This window comes from Streptomyces enissocaesilis (assembly GCF_039533765.1).
Taxonomy (GTDB): domain Bacteria; phylum Actinomycetota; class Actinomycetes; order Streptomycetales; family Streptomycetaceae; genus Streptomyces; species Streptomyces enissocaesilis.
The window spans coordinates 21171-41420 of record NZ_BAAAUD010000021.1 but is presented as its reverse complement, the minus strand read 5'-3'; the positions used below and the strand labels follow the sequence as shown (position 1 = coordinate 41420).

At 71.8% G+C, this 20250-nt stretch carries 19 protein-coding genes; 8 read left to right on the top strand and 11 right to left on the bottom strand.

Going from position 1 to position 20250, the window contains the following annotated elements; translation table 11 throughout:
* Positions 1 to 304: 304 nt before the first annotated feature.
* From ABD374_RS11140 to ABD374_RS11125, 4 genes are all read right to left on the bottom strand, one after another.
* Entirely contained in the window at positions 305 to 847 is a 543-nt protein-coding gene (locus tag ABD374_RS11140; RefSeq protein WP_344494031.1) for an MOSC domain-containing protein, read from the bottom strand.
* Between the two features lie 87 nt (positions 848 to 934).
* Complete coding sequence (locus ABD374_RS11135) at positions 935 to 1117, bottom strand: hypothetical protein (RefSeq protein ID WP_344494029.1); 183 nt, start codon at positions 1115 to 1117, stop codon at positions 935 to 937.
* 80 nt (positions 1118 to 1197) lie between these two features.
* Positions 1198 to 2253 carry a fatty acid desaturase family protein gene (locus ABD374_RS11130; RefSeq protein WP_344494027.1) on the bottom strand — a complete coding sequence of 352 codons (1056 nt, stop codon included), beginning with the start codon at positions 2251 to 2253 and terminating at the stop codon, positions 1198 to 1200.
* Between the two features lie 637 nt (positions 2254 to 2890).
* Positions 2891 to 4420, bottom strand: coding sequence for an SDR family oxidoreductase (locus ABD374_RS11125; protein ID WP_344494025.1), 1530 nt, complete (start codon positions 4418 to 4420; stop codon positions 2891 to 2893).
* 59 nt (positions 4421 to 4479) lie between these two features.
* Between ABD374_RS11125 and ABD374_RS11120 the strand changes: the two genes are divergently transcribed.
* Together ABD374_RS11120 and ABD374_RS11115 are read left to right on the top strand one after the other, a co-directional pair.
* Positions 4480 to 4980, top strand: a complete 501-nt coding sequence (locus ABD374_RS11120; RefSeq protein ID WP_344494023.1) for a MarR family winged helix-turn-helix transcriptional regulator — start codon at positions 4480 to 4482, stop codon at positions 4978 to 4980.
* A gap of 137 nt (positions 4981 to 5117) precedes the next feature.
* On the top strand, positions 5118 to 7247 hold the full coding sequence (locus tag ABD374_RS11115) for an MMPL family transporter (RefSeq protein WP_344494021.1): 2130 nt from the start codon (positions 5118 to 5120) through the stop codon (positions 7245 to 7247).
* Between the two features lie 36 nt (positions 7248 to 7283).
* On the opposite strand, the gene ABD374_RS11110 is transcribed toward ABD374_RS11115, so the two are convergent.
* Positions 7284 to 8387: a hypothetical protein gene (locus ABD374_RS11110; protein ID WP_344494019.1), complete on the bottom strand. Its 1104-nt coding sequence runs from the start codon at positions 8385 to 8387 to the stop codon at positions 7284 to 7286.
* 310 nt (positions 8388 to 8697) lie between these two features.
* Here ABD374_RS11110 and ABD374_RS11105 point away from each other — a divergent pair, with 310 nt between their 5' ends.
* From ABD374_RS11105 to ABD374_RS11080, 6 genes are all read left to right on the top strand, one after another.
* Positions 8698 to 9651, top strand: a complete 954-nt coding sequence (locus tag ABD374_RS11105) for an ABC transporter substrate-binding protein (RefSeq protein ID WP_344494017.1) — start codon at positions 8698 to 8700, stop codon at positions 9649 to 9651.
* A complete protein-coding gene (locus tag ABD374_RS11100; RefSeq protein WP_344494015.1) occupies positions 9648 to 10643 on the top strand; it encodes an amino acid ABC transporter permease in 996 nt (331 codons plus the stop codon). The genes ABD374_RS11105 and ABD374_RS11100 overlap by 4 nt, the downstream gene beginning before the upstream one ends.
* Before the next feature lie 8 nt (positions 10644 to 10651).
* Positions 10652 to 11404: an amino acid ABC transporter ATP-binding protein gene (locus ABD374_RS11095; protein ID WP_344494261.1), complete on the top strand. Its 753-nt coding sequence runs from the start codon at positions 10652 to 10654 to the stop codon at positions 11402 to 11404.
* The gene (locus ABD374_RS11090; protein ID WP_344494013.1) at positions 11401 to 12618 is read left to right on the top strand and encodes a M20 family metallopeptidase; all 1218 of its coding nucleotides are present in this window, start codon (positions 11401 to 11403) and stop codon (positions 12616 to 12618) included. Before ABD374_RS11095 ends, ABD374_RS11090 begins: the two co-directional genes overlap by 4 nt.
* Positions 12619 to 12723: 105 nt before the next feature.
* On the top strand, positions 12724 to 14013 hold the full coding sequence (locus ABD374_RS11085; RefSeq protein ID WP_344494011.1) for a cyanophycinase: 1290 nt from the start codon (positions 12724 to 12726) through the stop codon (positions 14011 to 14013).
* 136 nt (positions 14014 to 14149) lie between these two features.
* Complete coding sequence (locus tag ABD374_RS11080) at positions 14150 to 15022, top strand: MurR/RpiR family transcriptional regulator (protein ID WP_344494009.1); 873 nt, start codon at positions 14150 to 14152, stop codon at positions 15020 to 15022.
* Between the two features lie 158 nt (positions 15023 to 15180).
* Here ABD374_RS11080 and ABD374_RS11075 read toward each other — a convergent pair whose 3' ends face one another.
* The 6 genes from ABD374_RS11075 to ABD374_RS11050 all read right to left on the bottom strand — a co-directional run bounded on the left by ABD374_RS11075 (position 15181) and on the right by ABD374_RS11050 (position 20221).
* The gene (locus tag ABD374_RS11075; protein WP_344494007.1) at positions 15181 to 15375 is read right to left on the bottom strand and encodes a hypothetical protein; all 195 of its coding nucleotides are present in this window, start codon (positions 15373 to 15375) and stop codon (positions 15181 to 15183) included.
* A 120-nt stretch (positions 15376 to 15495) separates the two neighbouring features.
* Entirely contained in the window at positions 15496 to 16386 is an 891-nt protein-coding gene (locus ABD374_RS11070; protein WP_344494005.1) for a phosphatidylinositol-specific phospholipase C/glycerophosphodiester phosphodiesterase family protein, read from the bottom strand.
* Positions 16387 to 16494: 108 nt separating this feature from the next.
* A complete protein-coding gene (locus ABD374_RS11065) occupies positions 16495 to 17157 on the bottom strand; it encodes an ABC transporter ATP-binding protein (protein ID WP_344494003.1) in 663 nt (220 codons plus the stop codon).
* Positions 17150 to 18055, bottom strand: coding sequence for an ABC transporter ATP-binding protein (locus tag ABD374_RS11060; RefSeq protein WP_344494001.1), 906 nt, complete (start codon positions 18053 to 18055; stop codon positions 17150 to 17152). Before ABD374_RS11060 ends, ABD374_RS11065 begins: the two co-directional genes overlap by 8 nt.
* A 290-nt stretch (positions 18056 to 18345) precedes the next feature.
* Positions 18346 to 19263, bottom strand: a complete 918-nt coding sequence (locus ABD374_RS11055) for an ABC transporter permease (RefSeq protein ID WP_344493999.1) — start codon at positions 19261 to 19263, stop codon at positions 18346 to 18348.
* Positions 19256 to 20221: an ABC transporter permease gene (locus ABD374_RS11050; protein WP_344494259.1), complete on the bottom strand. Its 966-nt coding sequence runs from the start codon at positions 20219 to 20221 to the stop codon at positions 19256 to 19258. Before ABD374_RS11050 ends, ABD374_RS11055 begins: the two co-directional genes overlap by 8 nt.
* Between the last annotated feature and the right edge of the window lie 29 nt (positions 20222 to 20250).

The window sequence follows — 20250 nt, the reverse complement described above, 5'->3', positions numbered from 1 at the left end:
CCGGGGCCCGCGCAGTTCCCGGGCGTGCCCGGTGACGGCTGCCCGGAGGCCTGCGCGGCGCTCGGTCTCGAACCGTACGCCCGTCGTACGCCCCTGCCTGTCCCGCTTCCTCGGCGGGCACGACGTTGCACGGTGACCCGGGCACGCTGCTGCCGAACGGCTGCGGCCGGTCCTGCTCCGCTTCCGGGGCGCCCGTCGCGCGGGTGGAGGGCTGCGGCGCTCCGCCCGCGGGCCCGGTGATCGTCCGGGCCCGCGGGCGGTGGTGCGGTCAACTGCTGTGCGCCGAGCCGAGCCGGGCCGCGGCTCAGACACACTCCAGGGGACGGTGCGGCTCCGCCGGCAGTACGACCTCGATCCGGTCGCCGGGCCGGACCACCCCGCCCGTCCTGACGACGCTCATGATTCCGGCCTTGCGCACGATGTCGCCCTCTGCGTTCCGGCCGACGACCTGCTTCAGGAGACCGTCCTGGAAGGCGTCGATCTGCACGCAGGGGTTGCGCAGGCCGGTGATCTCGACGACCGCTTCCCCGCCGATGTGCAGCAGGGTGCCTTGCGGGAGTCCCAGGAGGTCGATTCCGCTGGTGGTGATGTTCTCGCCGAGGTGGCCGGGCTCGACGGTGAAGCCTTCCTGGAGCAGCTCGCCGAAGAGCTCCTCGTGTATGAGGTGCACCTGGCGCAGGTTGGGCTGGGTGGGGTCCTTGGCGACCCGGGAACGGTGCTTGACCCTCGTCCCCGCATGCACATCGCCTTCCACGCCGAGCCCGGCCAGCAGCGTGGTGCTGTCGCGGTTCGGCTTGGTGAACGCGTACTCGGCGTTGCTGCTGACCGCCGTGACGGTGCCGCCCATGGTGCGGAATTCCCCTCTTCCGTGCCGGTACTTGGCTACTTGGCCCTTCCGGGACCCTCTCACGGCACGGCACGGCCCGGGGCCGGGTCAGCGGCCGATCTCCTTGCGTGAGACCCGGCGCAGCCTGCGGCGCTGCGAGTTGTCCAGCATGAGATACGCCGCAACGGGCACGCCGATCATGACCAGCAGAGCGGGCCAGAACCCGATCACCCAGATCAGGGCGACTCCCACCACCACGCCACCGGTGGCGACCTTCGCGCTCTTCGACATCTTCGACGCCTCCTTCGCGGCTGTTGCCGCTCATGTTCCGGTAACGTGCGCGCCCGCGCCACAGTTCCGCCACGCGACCGCTAGACAGCGCCGCCGGTCCTGTCGGTCCTGAGAGGTTCGCCGACCTCGTGCATGTGCGTCAGCGCCTGCCGGTACGAGTCGATCAGTCCTGCCTCCGTGTACGGCATACCCAGCGCCCGGCAGTGCGCACGCACCAGCGGCTGGACGAGCCGCAGATTCGGACGCGCCATGCTCGGGAAGAGGTGGTGCTCTATCTGGTAGTTCAGGCCGCCCAGGAACCAGTCGGTGAGTATCCCGCCGCGCACGTTGCGTGAGGTGACCACCTGTCGGCGCAGGTGGCCCCAGCGCTCGCCGTCGGGGTCGGGCATCTCCATCCCCTTGTGGTTGGGCGCGAAGGCCATGCCCAGGTGGAGGCCGAACAGCGCGTGGTGCACCAGCGCGAAGGCAACCGCCTTGCCGGGCGACATGACGGTGAACAGAAGCGCGAAGTAGCCGACGAGGTGGGCCACGAGCAGCGGGCCCTCCAGCATGCGCTCGCGCACCGGCTGGCGGCGCAGGTACTGGAAACCGTAGATCTTCAGCGCGATGCCTTCGAGCAGCAGCATCGGGAAGAACAGGCGCGCCTGGTTGCGGGTGAGCCAGCGGGCGAAACCTTCTCGCTGCTCTGCTTGCTTCTGGGTCCAGACCAGCGCCCCCACGCCGACGTCCGGGTCCTTGTCGATGTGGTTGGGGTTGGCGTGGTGGCGCACGTGCTTGTCGTTCCACCACGCCTGGTTCATACCGAGCAGCAGATTGCTGTGGACCAGGCTGATCACCAGGCTCGCCCTGCGGTTTCCGGTTATCTGGGCGTGCCCCGCGTCGTGACCGACGAAGGCGGTACGGGCCCACAGCACTGTCAGGGGCAGGGCGAGCGGGAGCGTCCACCAGGAGTCACCGATGAGCACGATGCCGGTGACGACAGCGGCCAGGGCGAGCAGGTTGGCGGCGATTCCCCGTGCGTACCAGCCGGTGCGGCGCTCCAGGAGCCCCTGCTCCCTGGTTGTTCGCAGGAGCGGGGCGAAATCGCTCCCGGAGGTGCCTGTCGTGGGTTCCGCGACGGCGGCGGCCTGGGGCATGGGGGGTCTCCGGTCTGTAGGACCTGGCTCTGACCTCACGAAACTATGTACCGGACCCCTTGACGACCATGGTGTGAGCCCCCCTGTTGCGCTGGTGCGGGCCCCAGCTCACGGCAGTGGGGCCGGGCACACCGCCGGAGAGCGGATGCAGGACCCGCGGCGGCTTCGGACCCGGCCGGCCACACGTGCGGGATACGGCGTCGCTGTGCACCGGCCTCCTGCGGCAACGCTCTCCGGGATCTCCGGACTCACCCGATGCTCGGTGGCCTTCCTGCCCGCGGACCCGACACGCGTCCGTCGGCAAGGTCGCCTTCTGGGTGCGGTCGTCCTCGTCGCGCTCCAGCTCGCCGGCCGCGGGCGGCTGCTGCCGGGTCTGAGCGCCACCGGTCACGACGCCTGGCGGGCCGGCCCCGCCCTGGCCGTACGGGCCCGGGGGTACGGGCGTGCGCCGCGCTCGCCACCGCACTCGACGAGCAGCGCCCCTGGGCCACGGACACCGCCCCTCCCCGTCCTCGTTCCCCTCCCCGTCCTCGCCCGGCCACCGGCCACCCGGCTCCCACGACGAACCCGGTGGACGGGGCGGCGCTTCCCGGACTCCGGTCCACGGGGCTTCACCGGACGCGTCCGGCTCACCGGCTCAGGGCGCGAGGCTGTGGTCCACCGGCCTCTCCGGGGGCTGTCCGGCCGCGGCAAGGGCGATGTTGCGGGCCATGCCGCCGAAGACGACGGCGTGGAACGGCGAGACGCTCCACCAGTACGCGTGGCCGAGCAGACCGCGGGGGTGGAACAGGGCCCGCTGGCGGTAGCGGGTGCGGCCGGCTTCGTCCTCGTCGGCGTACATCTCCAGCCAGGCAAGGCCCGGCAGCCGCATCTCCGCCCGCAGCCGCAGCAGACGGCCCCGCTCGATCTCCTCGACGCGCCAGAAGTCCAGCGAGTCGCCGACCCGCAGCCGGTGCGCGTCCCGGCGGCCGCGCCGCAGCCCCACCCCGCCGACCAGGCGGTCCGCCCAGCCCCGCACCGCCCACGCGAGGGGGAAGGAGTACCAGCCGTTCTCGCCCCCGATGCCCTCGATCACCCGCCACAGGGCCTGCGGTGTGGCCTCGACGGCCAGTTCCCGCCGGTCGGTGTAGAGGCTGCCGCCGGACCAGTCGGGGTCCGTGGGCAGGGGGTCGCTGGGGGCGCCGGGCACGGACGCGGAGGACCAGCGGGTGGTGACCTGGGCGTCCTGGACCCGCTGGAGCGCCAGGGACAGTGCCGTGTCGACGCCGATCGGGGAGCCCGGCGGATCGGGTACGTAGGAGGCGATGTCGTGTTCGTGGCAGATGACTTCGTGGCGCAGCGATTCGGCGAGCGGCCGGGCGATCGCGCGCGGTACCGGCGTGACCAGGCCGACCCAGTGGCTCGAGAGCCGGGGTGTCAGGACCGGCACGGGGACGATGAGGCGCCGGGGCAGCCCCGCAACCGCCGCGTATCTGCGCATCATGTCGCGGTAGGTGACGACGTCGGTGCCGCCGATGTCGAAGGCACGGTTCACTTCGGCGGGCATGGAGGCGCTGCCGACGAGGTAGCGCAGGACGTCCCGTACGGCGATCGGCTGGATACGGGTGCGCACCCAGCTGGGCGTGATCATGACTGGCAGCCGCTCGGTGAGGTAGCGGAGCATCTCGAAGGAAGCGGAGCCGGAGCCGATGATGACGGCGGCGCGCAGTACGGTCGTCGCCACCCCGGAGTTCAGGAGGATCTCGCCCACCTCGGCGCGCGAGCGCAGATGCGGCGACAGTTCCCGGTCCGGCACGCCGTGCGGGGTGAGCCCGCCGAGGTAGACGATGCGGCGGACGCCTGCGGCGCGGGCCTGCTCGCCGAAGATCCTGGCGGCCAGCCGGTCGGTGCGTTCGAAGCCGGGTCCCGTACCGAGCGCGTGGACCAGGTAGTACGCGACGTCGATGCCGCGCATCGCCTCGCGCACCGACTCCTCGTCGGTGACGTCGCCGCGCACCACTTCGGCACGGCCGGCCCAGGGGTGGTCGCGCAGTTTGCCCGGGGAACGGGCCAGACAGCGCACCTGGTGGCCGGCGGCGAGCAGTTCGGGGACCAGCCGGCCGCCGATGTAGCCGGTGGCCCCGGTGACCAGGCACCGAAGGGCGGGTGCGCCGTTCTCGTGTGTCATTGTCTTCCGCCTGTTCAGGGGTCCGTGGATGTGCCGTCGGGCTTCTATAGGCTGTTCGTGTGGCCAGTACAGGTGAGCGGGAGTCCGGTGACGGTGGCATTGCCCCGAGCGGTCCGACGGCGGATCTTCAGGCGTTCGCGGTTCAGCTGCGCCGCATGAACGGCGAGATCAGCCGTCTTGCCCACGGTTTCGCTCTCGGCCAGGGGCTGCACGCCACGGACATCCAGGCGCTGGCGGTGATCCTCGACAGCACGGAGCCGGTGACACCGGGCCTGCTGCGCGAGCATCTGGGTCTGACCTCGGGGGCCGTCACCGCCTGCCTGGACCGCCTGGAGCGGGCCGGGCATGTCAGGCGCTCGCGCGAGAGCGCGGACCGCAGGGTGGTTCATGTCCATTATGTGGAGGGAGCGCGGGCGGCGGCGCGTTCGTACTTCATGCCGCTCGCCACGGCCACCGACCGTGCCCGCCGGCGCTTCAGCGAGGAGGAGCTGTCGGTGGCCCTGAGGTTCCTCACCGCCATGAACGAGGAGCTGGGCGGGTTGCGCGTACCGCGCCGCTGAGAATTCTCCGGACGGCGTGGGCCCGGAGGGCTTGTCGGCTTGCCTGCGGCCTATCTTTATCTCAATCATTAAGATTGTTTTTCATTGAGGTACTTTTCACGTACCAGACATGCCCCAGCCACGTCCCAGGAGTTCTCATGTCCACCACCGCCCGGCGGATCCGCTGGCTGCTCCCCGCCGTTCTGATCGTCGCCTGGCTGGCCGTCGGCGGCATGCTCGGCCCGTACGCCGGGAAGCTCGGCGAAGTCGCCACCAACGACCAGGCCGCCTTCCTTCCCCGCAGCGCGGAATCGACGAAGGTCGTCGATGCCCAGAAGGCATTCCGTCAGGGCGAGACGCTCCCGGCGATCGTCGTGTGGACCTCGGACGACGCGGGCGGCGCGGGCGGGCGGCTGAGCCGGGAGCAGCGGGGTGCGGCGACCCGGGCCCTGGCCACGCTCGCCGGCAGTCCCGGGGTGGCGGGCGAGGTGTCCCCCGCCGTTCCGTCCCGGGACGGTCAGGCACTGCAAGGGGTCGTGCAGCTGAAGCCCGGCCTCGGTGAGGAGCTGCCCGCCGTACTGGAACGGATCACCGGGGCCGCCGAGTCCGTACCCGGCACCACCGTGCAGCTCGCCGGCCCCGCGGCGAGTCAGGCCGACCTCTCCGACGCCTTCGCGGGCATCGACGGCCTGCTGCTCGGCGTGGCCCTGGTGACCGTGCTGCTGATCCTGCTGCTCGTCTACCGCAGCGCGCTCCTTCCGCTGGTGATCATCGCGGGAGCGGTCTTCTCGCTGGGCCTGGCGTGCGCTGTCGTGTACGTCCTCGCCGACCACGACGTAGTCCGGGTGGACGGCCAGGTGCAGGGCATCCTGTCGATCCTCGTGATCGGCGCCGCCACCGACTACGCGCTGCTGCTCACCGCCCGCTTCCGTGAGGAACTGGCCGCGGGCGCCGACCGGATCGCGGCCATGCGCGCCGCGCTGAGGCAGTCCTTCGGTCCGATCACGGCGAGCGCCGCCACCGTCGCGCTCGGCCTGCTCGCCCTGCTCCTGAGCGACCTGACGAACAACCGGGCCCTGGGGCCGGTCGGCGCGATCGGCATCGTCTGCGCCGTGCTGAGCGCCCTGACGTTCCTGCCCGCCGCCCTGGTGGTCCTCGGCCGCGCCGCCTACTGGCCGGCGAAACCCCGGCCCGCCGGGGACGGGAGCGGCGGTCACGGCGTCTGGACGCGGATCGCGGCCCTGGTGGACCGCGCGCCCCGCAAGGTGTGGGCGGTCACCCTCGCGGCCCTGCTCGCCTGCGCCGCCTTCGCCCCGACCCTGAACTCCAAGGGCGTGCCCCTGGACGAGATCTTCGTCAACGACGCCCCGTCCGTCGCCGCCCAGGAGACGCTGGGCAAGCACTTCCCCGGCGGATCCGGGAACCCGGCCGTCGTCATCGCCGAGGCCGGGGCCCTGCGGCAGGTGACGGCCGCCGTCGAAGGCACCGAGGGGGTGGCATCGGCCGCCCCGGCGACGGCCTCCGGGCGCCCGGGAGGCGGCGAGCCGCTCGTCGTCGACGGCAGGGTGCGCATCGACGCCGTCCTCGCGGACGCGGCGGACACCGACGCCGCCAAGGAGACCGTGGCGCGGCTGCGCGACGCCGTGCGCGCCGTACCGGACGCCGACGCCCTGGTCGGCGGCTACACCGCTCAGCAGTACGACACCCAGCGCACGGCGGAGCACGACCGCTCCCTCATCGTGCCGGTGGTGCTCGCGATCATCCTGGTCATCCTGGTCGGCCTGCTGCGCTCGCTGCTGATGCCCGTCCTGCTCGTCGCGACGGTGGCCCTGAACTTCCTCGCCACTCTGGGTGTCTCCTCACTGGTCTTCCAGCACCTGCTCGGCTTCAGCGGCACCGACTCGTCCGTTCCGCTGTACGGGTTCGTGTTCCTGGTGGCCCTGGGCGTGGACTACAACATCTTCCTGATGTCCCGGGTCCGCGAGGAATCACTGCGGCACGGCACCCGGGAAGGCGTTCTGCGCGGACTGACCGCCACCGGTGGCGTCATCACCTCCGCGGGCGTCGTCCTCGCGGCCACCTTCGCCGCGCTCGGTGTCATCCCCCTGGCCTTCCTGCTGCAGATCGCCTTCATCGTCGCCTTCGGCGTCCTGCTCGACACCCTCGTCGTCCGCTCCCTGCTCGTTCCGGCCCTGGTCCGCGACATCGGCCGCACCGCCTGGTGGCCGGGGGCGCTCAGCCGCAGGACCGGACCGGAACGCGGCGCGGCGCCGGCCGGCACGCCGTAGAGGGCGTCCGGACAGCGCCGCCGCCCCGGCCGGGGCTCAGGACTCGGTGGGCACGCCACCCGTCGTGCAGCCGGTCACCGGAGTTCCGTCGTAAAGACCTCTGTCAGCGACGCCGTTGACGACACTGCGGAGGTAGTAGCCGCAGGCGGGACGGTTCTTGAAGTCGAAGGTCCGGCCGGGGCGCAGGCGCCAGATCTTGTAGTCGTAGTACGTCAGGGGCCGGCCGGGGTCGGCCCGTTCGGGGCGGTGGTCTCCCAGCACGACGTAGGCGTCGGCACCGGTCACGGTGGCCAGGCCGTCGCGGTCGATGAACAGGGAGCCGCCGCCCTCCTCGACGCCGACGCCCCACGCGGCGCCGTCGGTGGTGAGGCCGTCCTCGATCGCGCGGGCGACGAAGGCCATGGTGCGGCCCATGCGGTCGCGGGTGACGAAGTGGGAGTCGTTGACCGTGTCGGCGTAGTGGGGCCAGGCGAACATGCCGGTGGTGAAGGTGATCGCCGGGTCGTACGGGTCGTGGAGGGCTTCGTCCGAGGTGACGCTGCCGTCGCAGGCGTCGTAGACGATCGGGCTGTTGACGTGGTGGCCCGCGCTGCCACCGCCGGAGCCGCCGCCCTTGGCGACCACGGACCGTACGGAGGACTGGAGGGCGGTGCCCTTCCAGTCGGCGTAGTCGCACTGGTCGCCGCCGGCGAAGTAGACGAACTCCGCGTTGCGGATGTCGGTGTTGGCGGCGCTGTTGTTGCCGTCGTTACGGGTGGTCAGCGTCCAGGTCGTACAGGAGTTGACGCCGGCGAGGCGGGTGATCGCGTCGCACTCCGGCGTGGCGCTTCCCGATGTCGGTGACGATCCCGCGAGGACGACGACGTCCAGGGTGCCGGCGCCGCCGCGAATGGCGTCGATCGCCCTGGACATGGTGGCGGGCACGACGGCGCCGGCGCCGTTCATCGTGTGGGCCGGACCCGACCAGTTGCCGCGGCTGACGTCCGTGGAATTGCCGAGGCGGATGCGCTTCGCCGCGGCGTGGGCGGGCTCGCCGACCACGAGAGCGGGAGCCAGGAGCCCCAGGGCGGCGGCCAGGCAGGTCGCGAAACGCAGCGCGGGGCGCCGGCTCGGCGCGGGCGTGTCGGAGTGGGAACGCACGGAGTCCTCCTGGAAGCCATGGAGAGTCGCGGAACGCGACGCCAAGGGGGCCTGAGTCGACCGAGATGGAAAGTACATATGACCGAGCGGCAGCGCTAGGTGTAACGCAGACCTCGGGAAACGCTCCCTTGGTCATCAGCTATTTTCCGGCGGAATCTACGGCCCGTGCACCAGGTGACGACCAGGACGAGCACGTTACTCATACGTAATGGGCATTACATCTAGCCATCCCCTTGCCCTGTGTGTAACTTCTGGGGCGAGCCGGCAGTGGATGCATCCGCCGGCTGAAGTCCTCCGGGAGGGAACGACCGTGAAGTACATCTGCCTGCCCCGACGCGCGACGGCCGCCGCACTGACGGCGGCGGCCCTGGTGACGCTCTCGGCATGCGGCGGCGACGACACCGCCGCCGGAATGCCGGCGGACACCGAGGTCGCCGGTGTGGACATCGAGAAGGATCCGGAGCTGTACGACACGCTTCCGGACACCGTGAAGAAGTCCGGCACCGTGCGAGTGGCGACCGACGTCCCGTACCCGCCCTTCGAGATGTTCGTCAAGGAGGGGGAGAGCGAACTGACCGGTCTGGACTACGACCTGGGGCAGGCACTGGGCGCACGCCTGGGAGTGGAGTTCGTCTTCACCCCGCAGAAGTTCGACGGCATCGTGCCCGCGATCCAGGCCGGCAAGTTCGACGCGGCGATGTCCGCCATGACCGACAACAAGGAGCGGCAGAAGGTCGTCGACTTCGTCGACTACTCGGTCTCCGGCTCCGGGATCATGGTCCCCAGGGGCAACCCGGAGAAGATCACCACCCTGGACGACCTGTGCGGCAAGAAGGTCGGGGTACAGGCCGCCACGAACCAGCTGGACCTCCTCAAGAGCCACCAGGGGGCCTGTGAGAAGGCGGGCCGGGACGAGATCGCAATCCAGACCTTCCCGAAGGACTCCGACGCCCAGCTCGCCCTGCGCGCGAAGAAGGTGGCGGCGCAGGTGCTGACCAAGCCGGCGGCAGGGTGGACCGCCAAGACCGCTGACGGCGGCAAGGCGTTCGAGGTCGTCGACGACCCGGCCGCGACCGGCGGTTACAACGCCTCGCCCAATGGCATCGCCGTGTCCAAGAAGCTGCCCGGCCTCACCGATGCCGTCCAGAAGGCGTTGCAGTCCCTGATCGACGACGGCACCGCCGCCAAGATCTTCGAGAAGTACGGCGTCGCCTCCATCGCCGTCCAGGAAGCCACCAGGAACGCGGCGGTCGACCAGAGATGACCACCACCACAGCAACCGCGAACACTCCGCACAGGAACAGCGCACCGGCCGGCGGCGAACTCACGGTCGTTCCCGTACGCCACTACGGCCGGTGGATCGCCGCTCTCGCCTCGGTCCTTTCGCTGACCGGGCTGATCGGCTCCCTGGCCAAGAACGAGAACCTGCACTGGGACATCATCGGCACCTATCTCTTCGCCGGCCTGATCTTCGAAGGGCTGGCCACCACGCTGTGGCTGACAGCCGCGGCCATGGCCCTGGGCCTCGCCCTGGGGACACTCCTCGCGGTGATGCGCCTGTCCTCCAACCCGGTGCTCTACGGCCTGTCGTCGCTGTTCGTCTGGGCGTTCCGGGGAACGCCGCTTCTGGTCCAGATCATCTTCTGGGGTTACGCGGGTGCCCTCTACCAGAGCGTGCTGATCGGCATCCCGTTCACCGACATCACGTTCTTCCGGGCCGAGACCAACTCCCTGCTCACTCCCACCGTCGCCGCGCTGCTCGCGCTCGGTCTGAACGAGGCGGCGTACGCGTCCGAGATCGTCCGGGCCGGCATCCAGTCCGTCGACACCGGCCAGGCCGAGGCCGCGCACTCGCTCGGCATGCGCCCGGCGCTGACGATGCGCCGGGTCGTGCTTCCCCAGGCCATGCGGGTGATCATCCCGCCGATGGGCAACGAGACGATCAACATGCTGAAGATGACGGCACTGGTCTCGGTGATCGCCGCGCACGACCTGATGTCGAACATCCAGGACGTGTACGCGCAGAACTACCAGGTCATTCCCATGCTCGTCGTCGCCTCGCTCTGGTACCTGGCCCTGGTCAGCCTGCTGAGCGTTCCGCAGGCCTGGCTGGAGCGCCGCTACGGACGCGGTGCCGCACGTAGTGGTCATGCGTCGCCGCTCCGCCGCCTGCTCGCGGGTGCTCTGCCCCGCACGACCGGTTCGGCCCGTACGGCCGAGGACGCCGGCACGAACACGAAGGAGAAGGGCCGTTGAGCGCCCCCATGGTGCATGCCCAGGGCCTGCGCAAGCGCTTCGGGAAGCTCGAGGTCCTCAAGGGCATCGACCTGACCGTGGAGCGCGGCCAGGTGTGCTGTCTGCTGGGCCCGTCCGGTTCGGGCAAGTCCACCTTCCTGCGCTGCATCAACCACCTGGAGAAGATCGACGGCGGCAGGCTCTCGGTCGACGGCGAACTCGTCGGCTACCGGCAGCGCGGCACCCAACTGCACGAACTGCGGGAGAGGGAAGTCGCCGAGCGCCGACGCGACATCGGCATGGTCTTCCAGCGCTTCAACCTCTTCCCGCACATGACGGCGGTGCAGAACGTCATGGAGGCACCGGTCAGGGTCGGCGGCGCCACACCGGCAGCGGCCCGCGCGGACGCCCTGCGCCTCCTCGGCCGAGTGGGGCTGGGCGACCGGGCCGGCCATTACCCGGCACAGCTCTCGGGCGGCCAGCAGCAGCGCGTCGCCATCGCCCGCGCCCTCGCGATGAAGCCGAAGCTCATGCTCTTCGACGAGCCGACCTCCGCGCTCGACCCGGAACTGGTCGGTGACGTCCTGGACGTGATGAGGCAACTGGCCGCCGACGGCATGACGATGGTCGTCGTCACGCACGAGACCGGCTTCGCCCGTGAGGTGGGCGACACCGCGGTCTTCATGGACGACGGTGTGGTCGTCGAGGCCGGAGATCCCCGGCAGGTGCTGGTCGAGCCGCGGCACGAGCGCACCCGCGCCTTCCTGTCGAAGGTCCTGTGACCGCCCCCTCGCGGCAGCGGCCGCGCGCCGTCGCACTGCTGCCTTACGCCGAGGAACGGCTCGGCCGCTTCCTGTCGGACCTGGCCGAGCTCGTCGCCGTCGACTCCGGTTCGTACAGTCCCTCCGGAGTGAACCGGGTCGCCGACTGGACAGCCGCCCGGCTGGCCGCCATCGGCTTCACCGTGGAACGCGTCACCCCGGCGCGCACGGCCGACGGGAGGCAGACCGGAGACGTACTGGTCGCCCGGAAGACCGGCAGGCTGTCGGCCGGCGCGGGCGGACGCCGGATCCTGCTCGTCGCTCACATGGACACCGTCTTCCAGGACGGCACCGCCGCCGAACGCCCCTTCGCCGTCCGGGGATCCCTCGCCCACGGCCCCGGTGTCAGTGACGACAAGGGGGGCCTGCTGGCCGGGCTGACCGCGCTGGAGATCCTCGCGGAGACGGGTGTGGAGGAGTACGGGGAGCTGGTCTTCCTCGCCACTCCGGACGAAGAGATCGGCTCTCCCGCCAGTCGCGCGGTCACCGAGCGCGCGGCCCGGGGTGCGCACTACGCGCTCGCCCTGGAGTGCGCACGCGAGAACGGCGACCTGGTGATCGCCCGCAAGGGTGTCGCCGACTTCCTGCTGACCGTCACCGGCCGCGCCGCCCACTCCGGCATCGAGCCCGAACGGGGTGCCAACGCGGCGCTGACCGCGGCCCACCTGGTGGTGGAGTTGCAGGCGCTGAACGGACGCTGGGACGGGGTGACCGTCAACGTCGGAGTGGTACGGGCGGGCACCCGCACCAACATCGTCTGCCCGGAGGCGGAACTGCGGGTCGAGGTCCGCTCGGTCACGGCGTCGGGCATCGTACGGGCCTGGAAGGCCATCGAGGAGGCCGCCGCGCGGCCCGCCGTGCCGGGTACCGGCGTCGAGGTGGAACGGCTGGACCTGTGCCCGCCGATGGAGGACACCGTGGCCTCGCACCACGTCCTGGCCCACGCACGCGCTCTGGCCGCCGAACTGGGCATACCGCTGGGGGCGGTGGCCACGGGTGGGGTGGGTGACGCCAACATCATCGCCGGCGCGGGCGTACCGACCCTGGACGGGCTGGGGCCTGTCGGCGGAGCGGACCACACCCCCGAGGAGTGGCTGGACACCGCCACCGTGCCCAGCCGCATCGCCCTGCTCGCGTCCCTCGTCGCCACCCTGGGCGACTCCCGAAACGGCTGACACCGGCCTGCCCGCTCCGATCCGCTGCGGCCGTTCCCTGCGGCCGAACCGCTGCGGCCGATCCCTTCCAGCCGATCCCTTCCGGCCGTTCCCCGGAGGCACCACATGCGCATCCCGTACGCGTCACGCCGCGCCGCTCTCGCAGGAGGTACGGCCGTCCTGCTCACCCTGGCCCTGTCCTCCCAGTCCGGGGCCGCCCCCTCGCAGACACACCGCGACGGCGGCTCACTCGTCCTGATCGGCGGCGGGCTCAAGGCCGACAACGCCCAGGTCTACGGCGAGATCATCGGCCGGGCGGGCGGCGCCCGGGCCCGGATCGGTGTGATCACCGCCGCCTCGGTCCCCGCGAGCCAGGACCCCGACGCGGACGATCCCGGCACATGCGGCAACTCCGAGTGCAACGGGGACTACTACGCCGGCCTGTTCGAGCGGCACGGCGCCGCCGACGCCCAGTGGATCCCGGTCGACCTCGACCACATCCCCAACGCCGACTCCGACGAGGTGGTGCGCCAGATCGACTCGATGACCGGGTTCTTCTTCGGTGGCGGCGACCAGTACCGCTACATCACCACCCTGCTGCACGGGGCGGCCCACACCGACTCCAAGGTGCTGGCCGCCATCCGCGCCAAGCTCGCCGGCGGCGCCGTCGTGGCCGGATCGAGCGCCGGGGCCCAGATCATGGCAGGAGCCGACATGGTCACCGGCGGCGAGTCGTACCAGGGGCTGCGCGATGGCAGCGGCCCCGGCTATTTCGACGACCCCACGCGCCTGGGGCACCTGCCCGAAGGCGGCTTCGGATTCCTCGGATCGGGCCTGATCGACACCCACACGGGCGCGTACGGGCGCGAGGGCCGCGCGCTGCGGCTCGCGGCCGACACCGGGCACGACCGGGTCTACGCGCTGGAGGAGAACACCGCACTGGTCGTCGACCGTCCAGGTCACGCGGACGAACGGCTGCGCGTCCTCGGCCCCCGGGGCGTGGGCGTTTTCGACCTGCGCCGGGCCCGCGTCACCACCAGCGCCAGGGGGTGGTCGCTGAGCGGCGCCCGCTACAGCTTCCTCACCGACGGCGACCGTTACGATCCCCGCCGCTGGCGCACCCTGCCCGCCGCGGGCAAACGCCCCTTCGCGCCCGGCGCCGCCACGCCGGTGCCCGCCAACACCGACGTCTTCTTCTCCGCGGCCAACCCGGCAGGAGTCCCGTACTCCTTCCTGAACACCGCGCGCGCCCTGGCGGCCACCGGAGCCCAGCGCACCGCGCGGGCCACGACGTTCGAGGACGGGCCGCGGTTCACGGTCACCTTCGCCAAGCAGCCGGGCTTCACCTCCTGGACCGACGACGGTGTCACCGCTCGTACGCTGACGGAACTCCGCATCGCCGTCGCACCGCAATAGCAACCAGCAACCAGCAACCAGCAACGACAAGGGGTGTGCGGACCGGCCCGCCCGGCGGGCCCGGAGCCCGTGGGCGGACAATAGGCTCGCTGTCCACCCGCCCCGGGCCCCGAACCACCCCGAAGGGAAAAGCCCCATGGCCTCTGGCGCTCTCGCCGACGAGATCCGGCGCAAGCTGGGCGAGCTCAGTCCGGCCGAACGCAAGGTCGGCCGGGTGCTCCTGGCCGGCTATCCCGCAGCCGGGTTCGAGACCATCGCCGTTCTGGCCGAACGGGCCGGCGTGAGCGCGCCCACCGTCATCCGCTTCGTCAACCGCCTCGGCTACCGGGGCTTCCCGGGCTTGCAGGCCGCGCTGCGCGAAGAGCTCGACGAGCGCAACGCCTCGCCGCTTTCCCTGTACGAGTCCACCGGCTACAGCCACGTCCAGGAAGGCGACTGCACCGACTCCGCACTGCTCCGGCGCGGCAGCGAGGTGTTCACCACCGCGGTGGCCAGGACGCTCGCGGAACTGCCCCCGCACGATCTGGAGCACGCCGTACGGCTGTTGTCCGACGGCAAGCGCCGCATCACCCTGGCCGGCGGCCGCTTCACCCACCTGCTCGCCCGGTATCTGGGCCTGCACCTGATGCAGTTGCGCGACGACGTGCGGTTCCTGCCCGACCGTGACGTCGAGCGCACGGCGGTGCTCGCCGCGCTCACCCGCCGCGATGTCCTGGTCGTCTTCGACTACCGCCGGTACGAACAGGACAAGGCCGTCATGGCCGGGCTCGTCCAGGAACACGGCGGAAAGGTGATCCTGTTCACCGACACCTGGCTCTCCCCCGCCGCCACGCATGCCGAGGTGGTCCTGCCCAGCCAGGTGGCCGCCCCCTCCCCCTACGACAGCCTCGTGCCCACGCTCGCCGTCCTGGAGACCGTCGTCGCGGGCGTGATGACGGCCCTGGGCGAAGACGCCCACCGGCGTATGCAGCACGGCGAGGACACCGCACGACGCGTCGGCCTGTACTGAGCGGGCCCAGGAGTCTCGCGTCGGCAGGCGTCATCCGGCGCCGCGTTCGGGGCGGGCCCGGTCCTGACGACGCCCTGCACCGGTGTTACGCCTCGTACCTGGTCGTCGGCGCGGTCAAGGCGTGAGCGGGGTGGGACGGGCGTACGCGTGGGCGGTGGTCAGGGCCTGAGGCCGCCGACCACTTCGGCGGTGGCGGCGACCCCGTTCTGGATGGTCGGCCCCATGCTCGTACCGGCCAGGAAGAAGCCGAGCAGCACGCAGACCAGCGCGTGCGAGACCTTCAGCCCCCCGTTGCGCAGGAAGATCACCGCGAGAATCAGCAGAAGCAGCACCAACGAGATCGAAATGGCCATGGTCAACCTCCTCCGCCGCGCCTGGATTGCGGCATTCGGCCGTCAGTCTGGCGTAGCGGAGGGTCCATTCGGGCGGAAGACATGTCCGCCGTACGGGTGTTGACTGGCGGTGACGGCCGACTACGCGCCGCGCGTACGGTCGTACGTACGAAGGAAACGCTCCAGGCCCGCGAGGTCGTCGGTGTTGACGTGGTCCACGTCGGCGGCGAGGAGTTCGGTCCAGACTGCGTCCCGCGCCGGCCCCGGCAGGTCGGGCGTGGCCCAGAAGCGGACGCGCTGCCCGCGCCGGTGGGCGGTGGAGACGACGGCGTGCAGCTTCGCGCGTTCGGCGGCGGGGAACGGGCCGTCGCCCTGCCAGGTGAAGCTGTGCGTCCAGTTGCCGCTGATCAGGGGGATGAAGGAGGCGGGGGCCGGATTCGCGGCGCCGGGGCCGGCCAGGTCGTCGAGACGTCCGTCGTAGAAGGCGTGGCGCACGCGCTGCGCCTCCATCGGGGCGCGGGCGGCGCGGTGGCCGGAGATGACGGGGGTCACCGCGCCGGGGCGGACGCGACCGTACGCGTACGTGCTCAGCATCCGGCGGTACCGGCGCAGTTGGCGGTGGAGTTCGGGATAGGTGGCGGCGCCGTCGGTCTTGATGTCGATCAGCAGCTGCACGGGACGGCGGTATCCGCGGTGCACGGAACCGTGGTCGGCCCCGACCCTGGCCGCCAGGGGGGCCAGGTAGAGCGATTCCAGGGTGCGCGACGGATCGAGGCCGGCCGGGTCGTGGGCGACGAGGAGCTGTCCGTCGACGAGGTGGATGTCCGCCTCCACGCTCGTGAAGCCGTGGGAGAGGGCGTCCAGGAGGGGGCGCGGGTGCTCGTAGTCGTTGTGCGCGTGCGCGCGGCGCAGGGGGCTGTGGCCTGGCTTCCGCTCGGCCGCCCGGGCGTACGAGGGAACGGCGACGGCTCCCGCGAGGGCGGCGGTGAGAGTGGTGACGGCTCTGCGGCGGGTGGGCGCGCTGACGGCCATGGTGCCTCCGGAGGTGTACGGGGCGTCGGTGACTCCGTCGAGTATCCGCCCCGTACCGCCTCAATGGGCAGGCCCACCACAGGAGTTCGGACGATCGTCGCCCCCGGTTCAGACCGCCGCGGCGACGTCCTCCCAACGGACCGTGCGGTCGCACCAGCGCTCCAGGAGGACACGGTCGTGGCCGACGGCCAGCAGGCCGGCGCCGTGTTCGCGCCGGTACTGCTCGACCACCGCGACCAGGGCCGCCGTCGTCGACGCGTCCAGCATCGCCGTCATCTCGTCGCAGACCAGCCAGCGCGGGCGCAGCACCAGGGCGCGGGCCAGACAGGCGCGTTGCAGCTGGCCGTCGCTCACCTCGTGCGGGCGCCGGGTGAGGAGGTCGTCGCCGAGCCCCACGACCCGGGCCAGCTCACCGACGGCGGTGGCCGCTTCGTCGCGCCGCCCGGTGGCGCGCAGTGGTTCCGCGATCAGGTCGCGCAGGCGCAGGCGGGGGTCGGCGGACAGCCGGGGCTGCTGGAAGACCACGCCGATCGCCGTGCGCTGTTCGCGCGGGGCGCGGTGGCGCCAGCCGGTGACCGTGCGGCCGTCGAGGGTGACGGTGCCGGTGTCGGGGCGGTGGAGCAGGGCGGCGACCCGGGCGAGCGTCGACTTGCCGCAGCCGCTCGGCCCGAGCAGGCCGACCGCTTCGCCGGGTCCGACGGTGAGGTGCGCGTCCCGCACGACGGGCTTGCCGCGTTCGTAACCGGCGGTGATCGCTTCGAGTTCAAGCACGTGCGCTCTCCTGGGCCGGCGGGTGGTGGCAGGCGACGCCGTCCGCGAAGTCCGGCCGCAGGGCGCAGGACTCGGTGGCGTACGCGCAGCGGGCGGCGAAGGCGCACCCCGCAGGCAGGTCTCCGAGCTCGGGCGGCATGCCGGGGATCGGCGCGAACGCGCGCTCCGGAAGGGCGTTCAGCAGGCCCCGGGCGTACGGGTGCCGGGGGCCCGTTCCCCGGAAGAAGCGCGTGGCGTCGGCGAGTTCCACGATGCGTCCCGCGTACATCACGGCGACGCGGTCCGCGACGCGTTCGGCGGCCGCGAGGTCATGGGTGATCATCAGCAGCGCGTGGCCGTCGTCGACGTGCCGGCGGAGCTCGTCGACGGTGCGGTCGACGAGGTCGCGGTCGAGGCCGGTGGTCGGCTCGTCCGCGAGCAGCAGGGGCGCGTCGCCGACGAGTGCGAGGGCGGTCGCGGCGCGCTGCGCGAGTCCGCCGGACAGTTCGTGCGGGTAGCGGTCGAGGTGGTCCACCGGGAACGCGGCCCGCTCGGCCGCCGCGCGGGCCGCCTCGCGCACGTCCTGCTTCCGCGTGCCGGTCAGCTCGCGCAGCGTCTCTTCGAGCTGCGCTCCGACGGTCCGCACGGGCGTGAGGTGGGCGGCGGGACTCTGCGGTACGAGTCCGACACGGCGTCCCCGCACCGTACGCGCCAGGGTGCGTTCGTCGGCGGTGAGCAGATCGACGTCTCCCAGGAGCGCGGATCCCGCCGTCTGGGCGTTGCCGGGGAGCAGTCCGAGCAGCGCGGAGGCGAGCACGGACTTCCCGCAGCCGCTCTCCCCGACGAGGGCCAGGCACTCCCCCTGCGCGAGGTCGAAGTCGGCGTCGGCGACGGCGGCGATGTGCCGCCCTCCACGCATCCGGAACCGTACGGAGAGCCCCCGCACGGACAGCAGGGGCGTCCGGCGGTGCGCGGGACGGTCCGCCTTCGCGTCGCTTCCCGTGTCGGCGTCCGACGCGGAACGGGCCGCGTTGCGAACGTTCCCCGGAACAGGTTCGTGAACGTTCCCCGGAACAGCGTGATGAACGTTCCCCGGAACGGACGGGGATGTCACGAGGGAACGCTCCGAAACCGCTTCTGCGTCGTGCGGGCCGGCCGCGGCCGGGGTCTGCGCGGCCGCGGGAACCGGCTTCGCGTCCTGGGGCGGTGTCACAGCATCAGCTCCGATCGGCGACGCGGGTTGATCCGTTCCCGCCAGGAGCCGGCCAGGCCCGCGATGGCGAGGGTCGGGATGATCAGGAGGAGACCGGGGAAGAGCGTCGGCCACCAGTCACCGGCCAGCAGCGAGCTGCGGGCCGACTGGACCAGGTTGCCCAGGCTCGCCTGGTGCGTCGGCAGGCCGAGGCCCAGGAACGAGAGCGCCGACTCGTGCCACATCGCGTGCGGGACCATCAGGACCGCCGCGAGCCCCGCCTGCGGCAGTACGCCCGGCAGCAGATGGCGCACCGCGACCCGCCACCGCGACGCGCCGCCCGAGACCGCCGCGTCGATGTACGGGCGCGAGCGCAGCGAGAGCACCTCGGAGCGGACGATGCGGGCCGTGGACAGCCAGTGCGTCAGGGCAACCGACACGATCACCGGCCACACCCCCGGCCGGAACATCGCGACGATGAAGATGCCCAGCAGCAGGTGCGGGATGGACGAGAAGGTGTCGACGAGCCGCATCACCACACGGTCCGTCCAGCCGCCGAACGCCGCTGCCGCCGCACCCACCGCCGTACCGATGAACGTGGCGACGAGCGCCGCGACCAGGCCGACCATGAGGGAGACGCGCAGCCCGTACACGCAGCGCAGCAGCAGGTCGCGCCCGACGTCGTCCGTCCCGAACGGGTGGGCCAGGGACGGCGGCTGGAGCTTCATCGACAAGTCGACGGCCTGCTGGTCGAGGTCGGCCAGCGGCGGTACGACGAGAACGGCGAGCACCACCGCCACCACGATCACGACGGAGGCGCGGACGCGGACCGTGCGCGTCGAGCGGCGGGTGCGCCCGTGCGAGCGCCACACCGCGGGCTCGGGGACGGGCCCGGGGACGGGCCCGGGGACGGGCCCGGAAGCGAGTTCAGCCATCGAAGCCCACCCTCGGGTCCGCGAGTCCGTACAGCAGGTCGGACAGCAGGTTCCCGGCCAGGACCGCCGCCGTGGCGAGCACCGTCAGCGCCGCCAGCAGCGGGAAGTCCACCGAGGTCGCCGCCTGCACGGTCGCCGCCGCGATGCCCGGCCAGCTGAAGACCGTCTCGACGAGCAGCGCACCGGTGATGAGTTCGGGCACGCGCGAGCCGATGAGGGTGAGCGTCGGCAGCATCCCGGAGCGCAGGGCGTGTCCGAGCAGCACGGTACGTTCGTTCAGCCCGCGCGCGCGGGCGCCGCGCACCGGATCCTCCTCCAGCGCGTCGGCGACACCCTGGCGTACGTAGAGGAAGAACCAGGGAAGCTGCGAAACACCGAGAACAGCCGCCGGCAGCACCAGGTGCGTGGCGACCTGCCCGAAGGTGACCACGTCGCTGCCGGTGTCGGTCAGACCGCCGGCCGGCAGCACTCCCAGCCTGAGCGCGAAGAACCACATGGCGAGCAGGCCCAGCCAGAAGGCGGGCGCCGCTTCCAGGGTGTACGCCGCCGAGCTGACGGCCCGGTCCAGCCAGCCGCCCTGCCGGCGCGCGGCCAGCACGCCCAGCGACGTGCCGAGCAGGATCGCGACGAGGAACGCGGTGACGGCGAGCAGTACCGACCAGCCGAGGCGTTCGGCGATGACGTCGGTGACGGGCTGGCGCATCACGCTGGAGTCGCCGAGGTCCCCGGTGACCGCCGAGGTCAGCCAGTGCCACCATCGTTCGACGAGCGGCTGGTCGACGCCGAGGTTGGCGCGGAGCTGGTCGAGGTTCTCCTGCGAGGCGGTGAGGCCCGCGGTGCCCGCGTAGGCCTTGACGGGGTCGAAGGGCGAGGCGGCGGCGACGGCGAAGACGCCGAAGGTCACCACCAGCAGGACGGGGGCGGCGAACAGGAGGCGTCGCCCCGCCATCCTCGCCATCGGCCCCCAGGGGAGCTTCCGGCTCAGGT